The sequence below is a fragment of the Pradoshia sp. Z4_20 genome (assembly GCF_058216035.1).
This window is the reverse complement of record NZ_JBZAJD010000001.1, coordinates 62,376-78,528: the sequence shown is the minus strand read 5'-3', so window position 1 is coordinate 78,528 and position 16,153 is coordinate 62,376. Positions and strand designations below refer to the sequence as shown.

General features: G+C 40.4%; 18 protein-coding genes and 1 other annotated feature. Of the genes, 3 read left to right on the top strand and 15 right to left on the bottom strand.

Annotated elements, in window-relative coordinates:
* Window positions 1–17: 17 nt before the first annotated feature.
* Entirely contained in the window at window positions 18–560 is a 543-nt protein-coding gene (locus tag AC4BHP_RS00335; protein WP_066108772.1) for a CvpA family protein, read from the bottom strand.
* Between the two features lie 7 nt (window positions 561–567).
* Window positions 568–837, bottom strand: a complete 270-nt coding sequence (gene zapA / locus AC4BHP_RS00330; protein ID WP_373925507.1) for a cell division protein ZapA — start codon at window positions 835–837, stop codon at window positions 568–570.
* 154 nt (window positions 838–991) lie between these two features.
* Between zapA and rnhC the strand changes: the two genes are divergently transcribed.
* Window positions 992–1,951: a ribonuclease HIII gene (gene rnhC, locus AC4BHP_RS00325; protein WP_148630965.1), complete on the top strand. Its 960-nt coding sequence runs from the start codon at window positions 992–994 to the stop codon at window positions 1,949–1,951.
* 391 nt (window positions 1,952–2,342) lie between these two features.
* Window positions 2,343–2,963 carry a DUF1269 domain-containing protein gene (locus AC4BHP_RS00320; protein WP_066108777.1) on the top strand — a complete coding sequence of 207 codons (621 nt, stop codon included), beginning with the start codon at window positions 2,343–2,345 and terminating at the stop codon, window positions 2,961–2,963.
* Between the two features lie 363 nt (window positions 2,964–3,326).
* Here the strand turns inward: AC4BHP_RS00320 and pheT are convergent, their stop codons facing one another.
* The 3 genes from pheT to AC4BHP_RS00305 all read right to left on the bottom strand — a co-directional run bounded on the left by pheT (window position 3,327) and on the right by AC4BHP_RS00305 (window position 7,913).
* Window positions 3,327–5,741 (bottom strand): phenylalanine--tRNA ligase subunit beta, encoded by a 2,415-nt coding sequence (pheT, locus tag AC4BHP_RS00315; protein WP_148630967.1) that lies wholly within the window; start codon window positions 5,739–5,741, stop codon window positions 3,327–3,329.
* A gap of 21 nt (window positions 5,742–5,762) precedes the next feature.
* Window positions 5,763–6,800, bottom strand: a complete 1,038-nt coding sequence (gene pheS / locus AC4BHP_RS00310; RefSeq protein ID WP_066108785.1) for a phenylalanine--tRNA ligase subunit alpha — start codon at window positions 6,798–6,800, stop codon at window positions 5,763–5,765.
* Window positions 6,801–7,181: 381 nt separating this feature from the next.
* Window positions 7,182–7,913, bottom strand: a complete 732-nt coding sequence (locus tag AC4BHP_RS00305; protein WP_490551629.1) for a TrmH family RNA methyltransferase — start codon at window positions 7,911–7,913, stop codon at window positions 7,182–7,184.
* Between the two features lie 128 nt (window positions 7,914–8,041).
* Between AC4BHP_RS00305 and sspI the strand changes: the two genes are divergently transcribed.
* Complete coding sequence (gene sspI / locus AC4BHP_RS00300; protein WP_066108794.1) at window positions 8,042–8,251, top strand: small acid-soluble spore protein SspI; 210 nt, start codon at window positions 8,042–8,044, stop codon at window positions 8,249–8,251.
* A 46-nt stretch (window positions 8,252–8,297) separates the two neighbouring features.
* Here the strand turns inward: sspI and AC4BHP_RS00295 are convergent, their stop codons facing one another.
* From AC4BHP_RS00295 to AC4BHP_RS00250, 10 genes are all read right to left on the bottom strand, one after another.
* Window positions 8,298–9,386 (bottom strand): M42 family metallopeptidase, encoded by a 1,089-nt coding sequence (locus AC4BHP_RS00295; RefSeq protein ID WP_066108797.1) that lies wholly within the window; start codon window positions 9,384–9,386, stop codon window positions 8,298–8,300.
* 281 nt (window positions 9,387–9,667) lie between these two features.
* Window positions 9,668–10,237, bottom strand: coding sequence for a VTT domain-containing protein (locus AC4BHP_RS00290; protein ID WP_066108799.1), 570 nt, complete (start codon window positions 10,235–10,237; stop codon window positions 9,668–9,670).
* A gap of 72 nt (window positions 10,238–10,309) precedes the next feature.
* The gene (locus AC4BHP_RS00285) at window positions 10,310–10,585 is read right to left on the bottom strand and encodes a DUF1294 domain-containing protein (RefSeq protein ID WP_066109248.1); all 276 of its coding nucleotides are present in this window, start codon (window positions 10,583–10,585) and stop codon (window positions 10,310–10,312) included.
* Between the two features lie 54 nt (window positions 10,586–10,639).
* Entirely contained in the window at window positions 10,640–10,999 is a 360-nt protein-coding gene (gene rplT, locus AC4BHP_RS00280; RefSeq protein WP_066108802.1) for a 50S ribosomal protein L20, read from the bottom strand.
* A 32-nt stretch (window positions 11,000–11,031) separates the two neighbouring features.
* Window positions 11,032–11,232, bottom strand: a complete 201-nt coding sequence (gene rpmI / locus AC4BHP_RS00275; RefSeq protein ID WP_049669916.1) for a 50S ribosomal protein L35 — start codon at window positions 11,230–11,232, stop codon at window positions 11,032–11,034.
* Between the two features lie 22 nt (window positions 11,233–11,254).
* Complete coding sequence (gene infC / locus AC4BHP_RS00270) at window positions 11,255–11,776, bottom strand: translation initiation factor IF-3 (protein WP_077248178.1); 522 nt, start codon at window positions 11,774–11,776, stop codon at window positions 11,255–11,257.
* A 48-nt stretch (window positions 11,777–11,824) separates the two neighbouring features.
* Window positions 11,825–11,957, bottom strand: a sequence feature (ribosomal protein L20 leader region).
* A 272-nt stretch (window positions 11,958–12,229) separates the two neighbouring features.
* On the bottom strand, window positions 12,230–13,198 hold the full coding sequence (locus AC4BHP_RS00265; protein ID WP_140462238.1) for a sugar phosphate isomerase/epimerase family protein: 969 nt from the start codon (window positions 13,196–13,198) through the stop codon (window positions 12,230–12,232).
* The gene (locus tag AC4BHP_RS00260) at window positions 13,198–14,241 is read right to left on the bottom strand and encodes a Gfo/Idh/MocA family protein (RefSeq protein ID WP_140462237.1); all 1,044 of its coding nucleotides are present in this window, start codon (window positions 14,239–14,241) and stop codon (window positions 13,198–13,200) included. The genes AC4BHP_RS00265 and AC4BHP_RS00260 overlap by 1 nt, the downstream gene beginning before the upstream one ends.
* Window positions 14,242–14,271: 30 nt before the next feature.
* Window positions 14,272–15,348 carry a Gfo/Idh/MocA family protein gene (locus AC4BHP_RS00255; RefSeq protein ID WP_066108824.1) on the bottom strand — a complete coding sequence of 359 codons (1,077 nt, stop codon included), beginning with the start codon at window positions 15,346–15,348 and terminating at the stop codon, window positions 14,272–14,274.
* 6 nt (window positions 15,349–15,354) lie between these two features.
* On the bottom strand, window positions 15,355–16,134 hold the full coding sequence (locus AC4BHP_RS00250) for a sugar phosphate isomerase/epimerase family protein (protein WP_066108826.1): 780 nt from the start codon (window positions 16,132–16,134) through the stop codon (window positions 15,355–15,357).
* Window positions 16,135–16,153: the final 19 nt, after the last annotated feature.

Here is a 16,153-nt window from a genome sequence, read left to right as displayed (position 1 = left end):
CCTATTGGAAGAGGAAGTCATGAAAATGGATGGAACCACAAATTTGTCACCCAATCAGATAAAAATGGGGTGTTCATAATGATTGTTTTCGCTAAGGATGAGTTATGTATCATTTCCTGCAGTGACTCAATGGGTAGCATAGCACCAATAAATAGGATAATAAACATACCCAAATACATTTCTACAAATCCTAAAGCCCCGCCAGCCAATTGATTAAACTGCTTCAAAAGGGGCAGCTGAGCAAGAAAGTCCAGCATGGACCCAATAATTTGCAGGACAATTTTTACGCCAACAAAAATAATAAAGAATGCAATTGCATTGTAAAAAGCAGAATCCAAATCTGTAATATTAAACAGCATATTAAGACTTGAGTCAGTATCCGCTGATGACGGAAAAGGAACCCACATTTCAAGCTTAGGACCGAGGTCTTTATAAAATAATTTAGCTACAATCAAGGCAATAATAAAACTTAATAAGTGTACAAGCTGCAAGATTAAGCCTCTTCTTAAACCTATTAAAAATCCTATGAGTAAAGCTACTAATATGAATAGTGTAACCATAATATCCTCATTTCTTCTGTTGATTTATTTCTATTTCCAAGGCTTCTATCTTTTCTAACAATTTATAGTATTCATGCATCGTATTAACTGCAGTTAATACAGCTAATTTAGTCGTATCCAGACTCGGGTTTTTTTGACCAATTTCGCGCATTTTATCATCCACCGAGTGGGCAACTTGTCGTAAATGAGAAGTTGATTCATCGCCTACAATGGTGTATTGTTGTCCATATATCTCAACGTTTATCCTGTTTTTATCAGACAAGGCGGTTGCCTCCAATCATAAAAATCCTGTCTACTATCATAACATGAAAACCAATTTCTTGGTATTCCTAGATAAAAACTACTATCAATCGTAAAATATCATATACACAAATTTCCGTCCTATCAACAAGAGGACGGAAATTTGGCGTAAAGAGGAGTAGAGTAGAAAAATGGCGAATACTGTTATTACAGTAACAAAAGAAACGATTCTTAAAATGAAATCCTATTACTTGAATTCTTTATTGCCTAAAACACCACCCGGAGCTGTTTTCTCAGCGAAAATGAATGGGATGACGATTACGGCCTATAATTCTGGAAAAGTATTGTTCCAGGGAGCCGTCTCAGATGCAGAAGTTCAAAAATGGAGTAGCGGATCAGCCAATGCTGCTGCCCCTCAAAAAAAATCACCAATTAAAAAAAGAAGTGTATCAGACCATATCTACCGTCCTCCTCATACAATCAATGAGTTGAGTATCATTGGTACAGATGAAGCGGGAACGGGCGATTACTTCGGACCCATAACAGTTGCGGCAGCCTATGTCAGCAAGAAACATATTCGGGAACTTGAAAATATGGGCATACGGGACTCAAAAACGATTCGCGATCCGCAAATATTAATTCTTGGCAAAAAGATTACAGCAATGATTCCGTATAGTCTGCTTGTCCTGAAAAACGAAAAATACAATAGCCTTCAGCAAAAAGGAATGAGCCAGGGTAAAATGAAAGCCATGCTGCATGAACAAGCTATTCATCATTTGCTGGCCAAATTGGAAGGAACCAAGCCAGATGGTATTCTCATAGACCAATTTTGTGAACCTGATATATATTTTCGCCATACCGCCACGAACGGAAATCGTGAAGTTCCCTTGTATTTCAGCACAAAAGCTGAAAGTATATCCACAGCGGTGGCAGCCGCTTCTGTCATTGCCCGCTACGCTTTCTTAAAACATATGGATCTACTCAGCGAACAGGCAGGGATGACGATTCCTAAAGGCGCCAGTTCAAAAGTGGATGAAGCTGCCGCTGTCTTTATCGCTAAAAAAGGTGAAAGTGAATTAAACGCCTTTGCCAAGCTTCACTTCGCCAATACAGAAAAGGCACGCAAGCTCGTAAAACGAATTGGATTATAATCAAGCACTCAGCTTGGGAGCTGATCTGCACCCCAATTGTTAGACACACGGTCTAACAATTGGGGAGATCACATCTGGTCTGAGTGTTTTTATTATGGAGTAAAGTTGTTTTCAACAAGATTCTCCATTTAACAGGGCCTCGTAGGTTGTATTTACGGGAATCAAGCCGACTTTATTCAAAATCCGGCCGAACTTAGAAGGAATTCAGCCAATCTTGGTAATAATCCAGCCGAGTTTGATTGGAATCCAGCCAAACTACCCCTAAATCCAGCCGCTATCCTCAGCCAATTAAAATGATGTTTAAATGCAATGAAAAACTTACCAGTTTACCGCATTTTCTGAGGGGAATAAAATAATCGGAATTTTTTCAAAGAGATGAGGTAAAACGAGAATGGAAAATGTTGTGTTAAGTTTTTTCAAGGTTGAAAGCGAAGCATATCAGGCTTTATCTGAGCTAAAAAGAACTCATACATCCCAGAAAGATTTCGTCCTCTCACAAGTAGTTTTACTAAAAAAAGTTGATGGGGAGATTATCACAAAGGATAGCTTCAACACTGGCAGTCAAACAAGTGATGACACTTTATTAGGCGGACTTATTGGAGGAGCTCTCGGGTTACTTGGCGGTCCGATAGGTATCCTTTTAGGAATGGGGATAGGTGCCGGCTTCGGTTCCTTATTAGATATGAATGATGCCAAGGAAGAGGACGGTATGCTTTATACGGTTTCTACAAGAATGAAAGACGGAGATATAGCCCTTATAGCTGTTATACAAGAAGAAACAGAAACATCCTATAATGAGATCATTAATCAATTTAATACAGTAATCGTTAGATACCGTGCCAGCGTTATTCAGGAAGAACTAGACCATGCGCGTAAGATACAAAAGGAATTAGAACACGAAGCAAAAGCCAGAATGAAAGAACAGCGCTCAAAAGAAAGACGAGAAAAAATCGACGAATATAGTACGAAATTAAGAGAAGAATTCAAACAGATTAAAGAGAAATTATCATAAACCAACACAGTCATCATACATTAACAAGTTAATTCATACATAAAAAAAAGATTGCTTATATTATAGCAATCTTTTTTGCATTAAAATTATACAGATATAATCTTTAATTAAGGGAGATGGCTTCCACCACTCCCTCATTCAATTATAAGTGGCTGCAAAGGCCAACAGGATGTTGGATGAAGACATTGCCACACGATGTGGTGGTCTTAGTCTTTGTTCCTTTTTGAGTCGTCTCAGCCTTTCGTTAGATCCAGCTTCAACTCCTAGGCCCTCGAGTCATAAGGATAGCCACTTCGGGGGAAACCATCCCCTTCGTGCCTTTGTCTTATGCTCCTCGCTCCTGAGCAAGGCCCTTCAGCTTTTCTAGCCTCTCAGCTGTGCCCCAGCTTTTTCTTCTACTGCCATTAGGACTTTGCTGTGGGCTTTTGTTACTTCTTCGTCTGTTAGTGTTTTTTCAGGGTCGAAGTATTTTAGGGAGAATGCTAATGATTTTTTGCCTTCTTCCATTTTTTCTCCTTCGTATAAGTCGAATAAGTGAACTTCTTTTAATAGTTTGCCGCCAGCTTCTTTGATAATCGTGCTGATTTCTCCCGCTACTGCTTCAGAGTCCACAACCAATGCAATATCACGTGTAATAGAAGGGAATCTTGGAATAGCTGTATATTGAATTGGTTCTTGATCTACATGTAAAAGGTCTACTAGAGACAATTCAAATACATAGGTTTCTTTTAAGTCTTCTTTCTTTTCAACTTTCGGATGAACTTGACCTACGAAACCAATTAATTCTCCATCTAAGAACAATTCAGCTGTGCGTCCTGGATGCATTCCTTCAACAATCGCTTGTTTCCACTCCATACGGTTTTCAAGGCCAAGCTTGCGGAATAAGCCTTCAAGGATTCCTTTTACAACGAAGAAATCTACTTTTTTCTTCTCTCCCTGCCATAGGTTCGTGTTCCATAGACCCGTTACAGCACCTGCAAGATGCTCTTTTTCTTCTGGAAGCTCTGTATCAGAAGTTTTAAGGAAAATAGCACCTGTTTCATAAACAGCCATATTTTCATTTTGGCGAGCTACATTATGCTTTAACACATCCAGCAAGCCAGGAATCAGGCTCATACGAAGAGTGCTTCTTTCTTCACTCATCGGCATTGCCAAACGAATGCTTTCACGTTGCTCTAATGTATACATGGCTGCTTTTTCAGCAGATGTTAGAGAGTATGTGATGTTTTGCATTAAACCGGCTTCTTCTAGATAACGACGTACAACTCGACGCTTCATTTGGTAAGGAGTTAGTACACCTGGCTTAGAAGCACCAACCGGTAATGTTTTTGGAATATTATCGTATCCGTAAAGTCTTGCTACTTCTTCAATAATATCTTCTGGAATAGTAATATCTCCACGGCGTGTCGGTACCGTAATTACAAAGTCTTCTCCATCCACATTCACTTCAAATTGAAGGCGCGTTAAAATATCCTTCACTTCGTTCACAGATAAAGACGTACCCAGTACCTTATTGATTTTTCCAAGACCAATACTAATCACGGCTTCTTCAATCTTCATCTCATTAAATTCTGCTTGACCTTCAAGCACTGTACCGCCTGCAAGCTCTGCGATTAATTCTGCTGCACGTTCTCCGGCAGCACGAACGCGGTTTGGATCCACACCTTTTTCAAAGCGTGCGCTTGCTTCTGAACGAAGACCAAAATCTTTGGAAGCTTTGCGGACAGGACCGCCTGCAAAATAGGCTGCTTCCAGTAATACAGTTGTTGTTCCATCAACAACCTCTGAGTTGGCTCCTCCCATCACACCAGCAAGTGCAATAGCTTCTTTGCCATTTGTAATGACTAAATGATCATCGCTAAGCGTACGTTCAGCTTCATCCAATGTAGTCAGCTTTTCACCTTCATCTGCCATACGAACTACAATTTCTTTAGATTGTAAACGATCATAATCGAACGCATGCAATGGCTGACCATATTCAAGCAAAATAAAATTCGTAATGTCGACCACATTATTATGCGGACGGATCCCGCTCTTCATTAATCGGCTTTGCAGCCATAATGGAGATGGACCGACTTTTACATCTTTAATGATTTTCGCGATATAAAGAGGATTTTGCTCAGGTGCGTCCACTTTTACGCTTACATAGTCTTCTGCTTTCTCAGAGCCTGCTTTTACAGTTACTTCCGGTAATTTAACTTCTTTACCCAAAATAGCTGCTACTTCATATGCTACACCAAGCATGCTTAGGCAATCAGAACGGTTTGGTGTCAATCCAAGCTCAAGAATATGGTCATCCAGCCCCAGTTGTTCAAGCGCATTTGTGCCAGGAACAACATCTTCAGGGAATACAAAAATACCTGTACTGAACTCTTTTGCCACTACTTTCGCTTCGATTCCCAATTCCTGCAGGGAACAGATCATGCCGTGGGATGCTTCTCCGCGCAGCTTACTCTTTTTAATTTTGAAATTCCCCGGTAAAACAGCTCCCACTTTTGCGACAGGAACTTTTTGTCCTGCTGCCACATTCGGTGCACCGCACACGATTTGAACCGGTTCTTCTTCACCGATATCCACTTTACAAACACTTAATTTATCAGCATTCGGATGCTGTACTTTTTCAAGTACATGTCCGATTACCACGTTTTGAATTACCTCAGCAGGAGATTCTACACCTTCTACTTCGATTCCGCTTCTTGTAATTTTTTCTGCCAACTCATTAGCATTGATTCCATCTAAATCAACATAATCCTGTAACCATCTATATGATACAAACATCTTATTTCCTCCCTCTAATTCTTACTCGTGACGATGAAACTGGCTTCCGAAACGTACATCATTTGTATAGAAATGACGGATATCGTCAACACCGTATTTCAGCATGGCAATCCTTTCAACACCCATACCAAATGCAAATCCAGTGTACTTCTTGGAATCAAATCCTGCCATTTCAAGTACATTCGGGTGAACCATACCTCCGCCCAGAATTTCGATCCAACCTGTTTGTTTACAAACTGAACAGCCTTTTCCACCGCAAATTTTACAGGAAATATCCATTTCAACTGAAGGCTCTGTGAATGGGAAAAAGCTTGGACGAAGGCGAATTTCACGATCTTCACCAAAGAATTTTTTCGCAAATACTTCAAGAGTTCCATTTAAGTCAGCCATTGTAATGTTCTCATCCACTACAAGACCTTCAATTTGCATAAATTGGTGAGAGTGTGTGGCATCGTCATTATCACGGCGATACACCTTACCAGGACAGATAATTTTAACCGGTCCCTTCCCTTCATGCTTTTCCATTGTACGAGCTTGTACAGGGGATGTATGGGTACGCATTAAGATTTCCTCAGTAATGTAGAAGGAATCCTGCATATCACGGGCAGGATGGCTCTTAGGAAGATTCAATGCTTCGAAATTATAGTAATCCTGTTCCACTTCCGGACCTTCAGCCACTGTGTAGCCCATTCCAAGGAATAGGTCTTCTAATTGTTCCGTGATTTTTGTTAAAGGATGGTGGTTCCCTTTATTAACAGGAGCTCCAGGAAGAGTGACGTCAATTTTTTCCTTTGCCAATTTTTGATTAACAGCTTCTTCCTCTAATGCGTGCTGCTTTTCTTCAATTGCAGATGCAATCGCACCTCTTACTTCATTGGCAAGTGCCCCTACCTTTGGACGTTCTTCTGCTGAAAGACTGCCCATTCCTCTCAATACCTCGGTGATCGGTCCTTTTTTGCCAAGGTACGCAACACGGACATCATTCAAGCCTTTGAGGTCAACAGCAATCTGTACTTTTTCCAAGGCTTCCTGCTGCAATGCTTGTAATTTCTCTTGCATAATTAAATCCTCCTATGTGATTTTTGATGAAAACCAATAAATGAAAACAACAAAAAACCCCGTCCCCAAAAAGGGACGAGGTTATCATCGCGGTACCACCCTTGTTAGCGTCCTATTCATTATAGGCTCGCTCGCTTCATTCAATAACGACATTTCTGCCGGCTAACCTTTACACAAACGTTTTGTCTGTGGTCCCGGTTGCAGCTCCGGGGGTGAATTCACTTGTTTGCCTTTTTCCATAAAAACGCTCTCAGTCTCAGGCGTTTTTTTCCTGTAAGGCGGTCAAACAGCTACTTAGTCCCCATCTATGCTTTTCATCATCCAATTTTATTTACTCATTATAATCTAAATTGCCCCGAGTTTCAAACGTTCATTTCCTCTTTATTTAAGGCCATACATCAAAATGCCGGCAGCTACTGCCACATTTAATGATTCACTTTTTCCGTATATAGGAATATACACATTTTGATCTGTTTGTTCTAGCAGTTCTTTGCTGACGCCGCTGCCTTCATTGCCGACAAGTATAGCGAACCGTTCTGCTTTACTTATCTCCTTATAAGGCTTTGCTCCCTGCAAGGCAGTCCCATAAACCTTCATACCTGATTGTTGTAATTTATCCACCCAAGTTTCTAGGCTTCCTTTAAAAGTTGGGATATGAAACAGGCTGCCCTGTGTAGAGCGAACTACCTTTGGACTGTATGCATCTGCGCACCCGTCTCCGAGTATAACGGCATCAAAGCCCGCTGCATCTGCTGTACGTATCATTGTTCCGATATTCCCTGGATCCTGCACACGATCAATTAATAATACAGTTGAAATGTCCGCTCCTAACTCAGGGAAAGTTGGCTTTCTGCAAGCCGCTGCAACTCCCTGTGGTGTGTCAGTATCCGCGATTGCTTTAAAAATGTCTTTATGTACAGTAAACAGATCAATGCCTTCTAGCTCCCACTTTAAAGGTAAATCAGTACCTTCCTTTACAATCAGTTCTTCCACTAATCCATGCATAAGAGCTTCCTCTACTAAATGAAAACCTTCCACTAGGAAAAGACCGCTTTTATCCCTGTCCTTCTTTGTCAAAAGTTTCTTCCATTGCTTTACACGTGCATTTTGCATTGATTCAATATATTTCAATATAAGTCACCTTCTTATCAAACGTTCTTTCATTATATCCCAAATTTAATACATAGAAAAAGGAAAGAAAAGCAAAACTAAGTATGAGACCAAAATTGGAGGGAATATCCATGAATTTAAATCTTAGAAATGCCATTATCCATAATGTAACAGGCAATACCCAGGATGAACTTGAAGCCACTATTGTAGATGCCATTCAAAGCGGTGAAGAAAAAATGCTGCCGGGCCTTGGTGTATTATTTGAGCTTATTTGGCAAAAAGCCTCTGAAAGCGAGAAGGACGAGATGCTCCATCTATTAGAAAGTGCACTCAGCAAATAACAAAAGAACGATGACGGAGTTATTCTCCATCATCGTTTTTTCGTATTCAATCAAACGTAATCTTATCCACCGTTTCCCTGTTCAGACGTTTAACCAATTCTACAATAAGGTTAACCGTATTTTCATAATCATCACGATTTAATATCCCCGCATTAGAATGGATATAACGAGTTGGAATCGTAATCGCGATAGAAGGTACACCCGTACCGCTGACATGGAATGATCCAGCATCTGTTCCGCCGCCAGGTATATGATCAAATTGATAAGGTATATTCATTTCTTCTGCCACACCGACAATAAAGTCCCTCAAGCCTTTATGAGTCACCAGGCTTGCGTCATATAACACCAGTCCCGGACCGTCTCCCGCTTTTGTTAAACCGTCTTTTTCAGATAATCCTGGTGTATCGATTGCCACTCCAACATCTACAGCAATCGCAATATCAGGCTGTACATAATTAGCCGCTGTTTTAGCGCCGCGCAGCCCTACCTCTTCCTGAACAGTTCCTACGCCAAATACGGTATTCGGATGGTTTTCATCTTTTAGGCGTTTTAATACCTCTATTGCCACCGCACAACCAATTCGGTTGTCCCATGCTTTAGCCATTAACATTTTTTCGTTTTTAAGTACCGTAAATTCGGAGTACGGCGTTACCATATCTCCTGGACGAATTCCCCATTCAAGTACTTCATCCCGGCTTGTGGCTCCGATATCAATGAACATATTTTTGACATCTGCCGGTTTCTTTCTCGCTTCCGGAGTAAGGATATGAGGCGGTGAAGATCCGATTAAACCCGTAATTTGCTCGCCCCCCGAAGTGGTTACTGTAACACGCTGAGAAAGCATAACCTGTGACCACCAGCCCCCAATCGTTTGAAAAAAGAGGAATCCTTTGTCATCAATCCGGGTAACCATAAAACCTACTTCATCAAGGTGTCCGGCAATCATAATGCGCGGTCCTTTTTCTTCTCCTGTTTTCTCAGCAATCAAACTGCCGATTCCATCAAATGAAAGGCTATCAGCATATGGCTCAATCAGCCTTCTCATAACTTTTCTCGGTTCTCCTTCATTACCTGCAATGCCGTTAACATCTGTTAGCTCCTTCAGCATAGAAAGCGTATCATCTAGATGTTTCATAAAAAAGAGCCTCCTTAACTATGTATATCATTCTTTATAGTATATGTATTATTTCCCTTTACTATCAAATAATCGAAAGACCATTATGAATCAGCCGAAAGACTTCCGTTAATATTCACTTCTAAATATAGCCTGACCATGGAACTGGTTCATTCCATTAAACATGGTCATTCCTCCTGTATCCTAACCAGTCTTCAGTAAACTGAATAGAACTTCATTCTATTAACCATCTAAAAAAGCCTGCAAAACTTATCTATACAAATAAGTTTAACAGACTAATGTTAAGTATGACCAAAAAACTGACTCCACTTAATAATGACCTTCTTTTCTCTAAGGAAAAAGAGCAAGATAATCAGCGCTGAAATGATAATCAGCATCATCGTTGGAGAAAACTTTGCAATCGAATGTCCAAATACCGTATAAAAAAATGCCAAGGGAATATTGGACCAAAAAACGGCTTTTGCGTAATCCGTAAAGGTTTTGCTGTTGCCGATTAAATAAAAATTTAGGAGATGGAAATGTATAAACGGAATAAGCCTTAGGATACTCGCCTGCTTTACATTTATTCTTCCTCCGAACTTCAATGTACGCTCATCCAACTTTTCAAGCTTATGCTGTAATTTCGGCATTTTAATAATCATAAAGTAAAAAATAATCGATGATAGCCAGAGACCTAATAAAGATAATAACGTACCGAATACAGCACCAAACATAATCCCGCCCGCCATACAAACAACAGCTACCGGAATAAAAATATATTGCCTTACTATATGGAAAACTACAAAGACAAGAGGTGACCAAAAACCACCTGCCTCAATAAAAGCGAGCAACATGGTAAAATCATAATCCATACTCACACCCCATTTTGCCTTTCTACGTTGTTAAAACTTGGCTTATTTATTAATATATGTTCTCTTGCTTAATTATGACTGTATGGTTGATAAAAGAATAGCTGCTATGATTACATCCACGATTGCTAATAATGGAAAGCCTGCCACAAAAGCTTTATGCTTTGTTTTATGCCTGAATAGCTTCATACCTGCTGTCCCGCCAATAGCTCCTCCAGCAAGAGCCAGAATCCACAATGTTTTCTCGCTTATGCGGTATCGATTATGTTGAGCTCTGTTTTTATCCAGTTTCATAACAAGAAGTAAGGTTAAATTGATCAGTATAAAATAACCGATGATAAGCTCTTTCATATTCTCCTCCCATAACAAAAGGCGCCCCCAATCACTTGAGAAGCGCCTCTATTATTATTTATTAAGTTCTTTTTTAGCTGTTTCAGCTAATTGAGCAAATGCTGCTGCATCGCTAACTGCAAGTTCAGCAAGCATTTTACGGTTAACTTCAATACCAGCAAGTTTTAAACCGTGCATTAAACGGCTGTAAGAAAGACCGTTGATCCGAGCTGCTGCATTGATACGAGTAATCCATAATTTACGGAAGTCGCGTTTCTTTTGACGACGATCGCGGAATGCATATTGCAAGGATTTCATTACTTGTTGATTAGCAACTTTGTATAATGTATGTTTTGAACCGAAATAACCTTTAGCTAGCTTTAATACTTTTTTACGACGTTTGCGCGTCACTGTACCGCCTTTAACACGTGGCATATCTAATTCCTCCTAAAATTGAGCGTTCTCAATTACTTGATATTGTCTAATAGATGACGAATGCGTTTGAAATCTCCGGAACTAACCATTCCACTTTTACGTAATTTACGTTTTGCTTTAGTGGATTTGTTAGCGAATAAGTGGCTTGTGTAAGCATGGCTGCGCTTAAGCTTACCAGAACCAGTTTTTTTGAATCGCTTTGCAGCGCCTCTGTGAGTTTTCATTTTTGGCATGGGAAATTTCCTCCTCGAAACATTACTTTTCGTTTTTCGGTGCTAAAATCAAGAACATGCTGCGTCCGTCCATTTTTGGCGCTGTTTCCACAGTAGCCACTTCTTTACATTCCTCTGCAAAGCGAACTAACACGCGCTGCCCGATTTCTTTATGGGTAATAGCCCGTCCTTTAAATCGAATACTTGCTTTTACCTTATCTCCTTTTTCAAGGAACTTAATAGCGTTGCGAAGCTTCGTATTAAAGTCATGCTCGTCGATAGTTGGGCTTAAACGAACCTCTTTTAAACTAATTGTTTTTTGGTTTTTTCTAGCTTCTTTTTCCTTCTTCTGTTGCTCGAAACGGAACTTACCATAGTCCATAATACGGGCGACAGGAGGCTTTGCGTTCGGTGCAACCAGCACAAGATCCAAATTCACGCGTGTAGCAATTTCTAATGCCTCATTGCGGGATTTAATTCCAAGCTGCTCACCATTTTGATCAACTAGACGTACTTCTCGGGCACGAATGCCTTCGTTTAAGATTAAGTCTTGTTTGCTAATAATAAGCCACCTCCAAGATTTTCTAGCAAATACTACTTCACATGCTTTTTAAACATATAAAAAAGGCCGGTGCATGCACACCCGCCCATAAAAAGACATACCGTCTGATTATATCAATTGAACCAGTTAACTACTCTCTGAAGAGTGTTATACAGGTGAGAAGCGGGTGCTTCTGCTTTATAATGTGTCGTATTTGATTTGCTCACTAAAAATCATTTTAACATGTTTCGCTGTATAATGTCAATAGAAGCTCATTCGTAATGACAACAAAAGTTATTTTATCAAAAATTGTACCTGGTGGCAAGAGGTTTTTGAAGAAAGATTGGAAAGTTAAAATCCAGATACTATTGATTCTGTATAGATTTCAAAATTGGATACATGTTTGGCCATTCAACAAAACAATTCCAAATCCGGTTGATTTCGCAACAGAATTCAAACCTTAAGTGTGTACATTCATTACGACCACCATATTTCACTTGGTCTTTCGCGAATAAGCACACCATTTAAATTCTTAACCGCTCGAGTAAAACCTTCTTCAATAGACATTAATGGATCTTCATGTTCAATACTGACAGCATAATCATAATTGTAAATACGGAGCGCACTCATCATATCGCTCCATTCTTGAATAGAATGCCCGCATCCAACACTTCTGAATGTCCAGGCTCTAGATTCCACATTACCATAGGGCTGCATATCTGTTAATCCATACATATTTACATTATCCTGATCGATATACGTATCCTTCGCATGGAAATGATGAATAGCACCGGCCTTACCGAGAATCTTAATCGCTGCCACCGGATCAATTCCCTGCCACCACATATGGCTCGGGTCAAAATTAGCTCCGATTGCCGTACAGGTTCTTTCCCTTAGTTTTAATAATGTATAAGGTGTATGAACAAGGAAACCCCCATGTAATTCAATACCTATTTTTACATCATGTTGCTCTGCAAACGTCCCGATCTCTTTCCAATAAGGAATCAACTTATTTTCCCATTGCCATTCTAATAGATCGGCATATTCCGCCGGCCAAGCAACAGTTGGCCAATTTGGATATTTTGCTTCTTCACTGTCTCCCGGTGTACCGGAAAATGTATTTACAACGGGTACTCCCAACAAGGATGCAAGTTGAATTGTCTTACGTAAAATGGAATCTGATTCTTCAGCGAACTTTTTATCCGGTGTTAGTGGATTGCCATGGCAGCTGAACGCACTAATCGATAATCCTCTAGAGTTGACTTCTCCAAGATACGAATTCCTCTTTTGTTCATCCTCAAGCAATTCATCCAACGGACAATGAGCGTTCCCCGGATACCCTCCGGTTCCAATTTCAACAGTGGATAATCCTGCTTCTTTAACATAATCGAGCATATCTACAAATGACATTTTCGAGAACAATACGGTAAAAACTCCCAGCTTCATTAAAAACCTTCCCCCTCTGCTAAGGAAACGGTCTTCTTCGTCCGCTCTGATTCAAGAGCACCAAGAATGATACCCAATGATTTTTTCCCTTCTTCTCCCGTAATTAGCGGTTCTTTATCCTCGATAATTGACTGAATGAAATGATTGATCACATGAGATGACGTTTGCCCACCATCTTCATTCGTCTGAATTTTATCCAACTTATGTTTAATGACACGTCCATCAGCATACTCTTCAATTAATGAATGCTCTGGATCATCCTCCAATCGCAGAATACCCTTTTCTCCATAAATAACCGTTGAATTATCCCCGCCGCCGGCTACATAAGCCCAGCTCGCCGCTAAAGTGCCAATGATTCCGCTATCCGTGCGCAGCAGGACAACCGCATTGTCATCTACTTCAGTAGAATCCTTTGCATTGGTTTCAACAAAAGCACTTACTGCTGAAAACTCTCCAAATAAATAGCGAAGTAAATCTGACTTATGTACGCCTAAATCACCTAAAGCACCTATAAATGCTTGTTTCTTATTGAAGAACCAGCTTTCCTTGCCATCCACACTCCAGCCTTCTGGTCCGGGATGGCCAAAAGCGGTACGAAAACTATAAATCTTCCCTAATTTACCGCTATCCAAAATTCCCTTGGCAGTCTGATGTGATGCAACAAATCGTTGGTTATGGGCAATCATCAATTTTTTACTGGCCTCACGTGCGGCATGAATCATCTCTTCTGCTTCTTGCTTTGAAGTTGCCATTGGTTTTTCGCATAATACATGTTTACCAGATTTTAATGCAGCAATTGTAACGGGAGCGTGCAAATAATTCGGAAGGCATATACTGACAGCATCAATATCGTTTCTTGCTATAATTTCATCATAATCGGTATACACTTCACTGCCATAAAGCTCAGCCATCTTCTTTGCCCTTTCTTCAACTAGATCGCATACGGCAGTGATTTCTGAAGTCTCATTTGCAGCATACTCAGGTAAGTGGCGGAATTTAGCGATACTTCCACATCCAATAACACCCACTCTTATTTTATTCATCTACGTTCCTCCATTTTAAAATTATTGAACTTAATTAGCGTCTAGTAAAAATGGCTTCTCGCATTTACTTTCCATTACATAATGAGTCCCTAATTCCGAGGACCGATGTATTCCTTCCATAATTTCAAGTACATGCAAGGCCATTTCAGAGCTAGCACGGGGCTGATAGCCGTTCTGAAGAGCCTTTGCCATGTCGGCAAGACCAATCCCGCGCAGATTGTCATATGGATCTCCCATAGTCTTCAATTCAGTCCACTCAATCTCTCCATCTCTTTTTACAAGAACAGGATGATTAAATTGGTTCGGATCAGGCAAGCTAAGTGTTCCTTTTTCCCCATATATCTCAAGAAACGGAGTTCTAGCTCCCACTACATCAAAGCTTGTCGTAATCGTCGTAATCACTCCACTCGCCATTTCCAGTATTCCAGTCACATGTGTCGGCACCTCAACCGGGATAAACTCTCCAAACCGCTTCGGATTTGTGATCAATCGTTCCGTATAGGTTGTTCTAGCTATACCAGTAACTCTGTTCACACTGCCCAGTAAACTGATTAATGCCGTTAAATAATATGGACCCATATCAAACATAGGGCCACCGCCAGCCTTGTAATAAAAGTCGGGGTTTGGATGCCAGGATTCAGGTCCATTGGACATCATATTGCCTGTTGCCCCTACAATTCGCCCAATCAACCCTTCCTCAATCCATTTTCCAGCTAATTGAAGACTGCCACCGAGAAAGGTATCAGGAGCCGACCCTACTATAACTCCCTTTTCACGGGCAGCGTCCAGTATTCTTTTGCCTTCGTTATATGAAATTGAAAGAGGTTTTTCAGTATAAACATGCTTACCGTTATGAATAGCTTTTAGAGATACAGATGAATGAGCATGAGGAACAGTTAAATTTAAAATTAAATCGATATCTGGAGATGTAAATATTTCTTCAAGCTCCAACGGTTTTCCAACATTATACTTTCGAGCCATTTCGATCGCTTTTGTATAATCCAAATCCGCACAGGCTACTACTTGATAGTCTGTAAATCTATTACTATTCTCGATATAGATGCTGCTGATATTTCCGCAGCCGACAATCCCTACCCGTAAAGTCATGAAACCCTATCTCCCTTTATTTGTTGTATAATCAGGCAGGTTGCTTTTTAAATAATTCATACTAATTTCCATACTCCTAAACGGAGTTAATCTCGTAGCATCCTGTTCAACAATCCACCAGGCGACGTTTAACTCCTCGCCCTTTTCTAAAATTTTCTCAATCTCAACCCCACCTGTGCCCAGTTCTGCGAAAAACTGTTCATCATCTAAGGTCATGTCCTTTAAATGGATGAGAGGAGACCGATTCCGGTATTTATCCAACCAGGAAATAGGATCTTCCCCTGCCTTTTTTAGCCAATATACATCAAACTCCGCTTTAACCTTATCTGGATCTGTACCATCAAAAATAACCTCTAGCGCTTTCCGTCCATCAGATAGGGTCTCTAACTCAAAATCATGATTGTGATAGCACAATGTAAGACCGTTCCTCTTACATGTCTCCCCTATTTCATTTAATAGAGAAGGCAAAGCAAGATACTCACTTTCCTGGCGTCGGTCTTCTGCTAAATATGGACATACAATATAGTTTGAACCTAATATAATTTGCTCTTCAATTACTCGTTCAAGCTCACTTTCTAGCTCATCGATTGGGATATGGCTGGCTGCTGCTTTTAAGCCATACTCATCTAAGAGGTTCCTCACTTCCTGGGCAGTAAGATTACCGTGGCCAGCTAACTCAACACCGTCAAAACCAAGCTCAGCTACTTTTTTCAACGTACCTGCAAAATCTTTTTCCGCCTCTTCTCGCAGACTGAACATTTGAACCGCTATGGGAATCTGATTCATATGAATACTCTCCAATCCA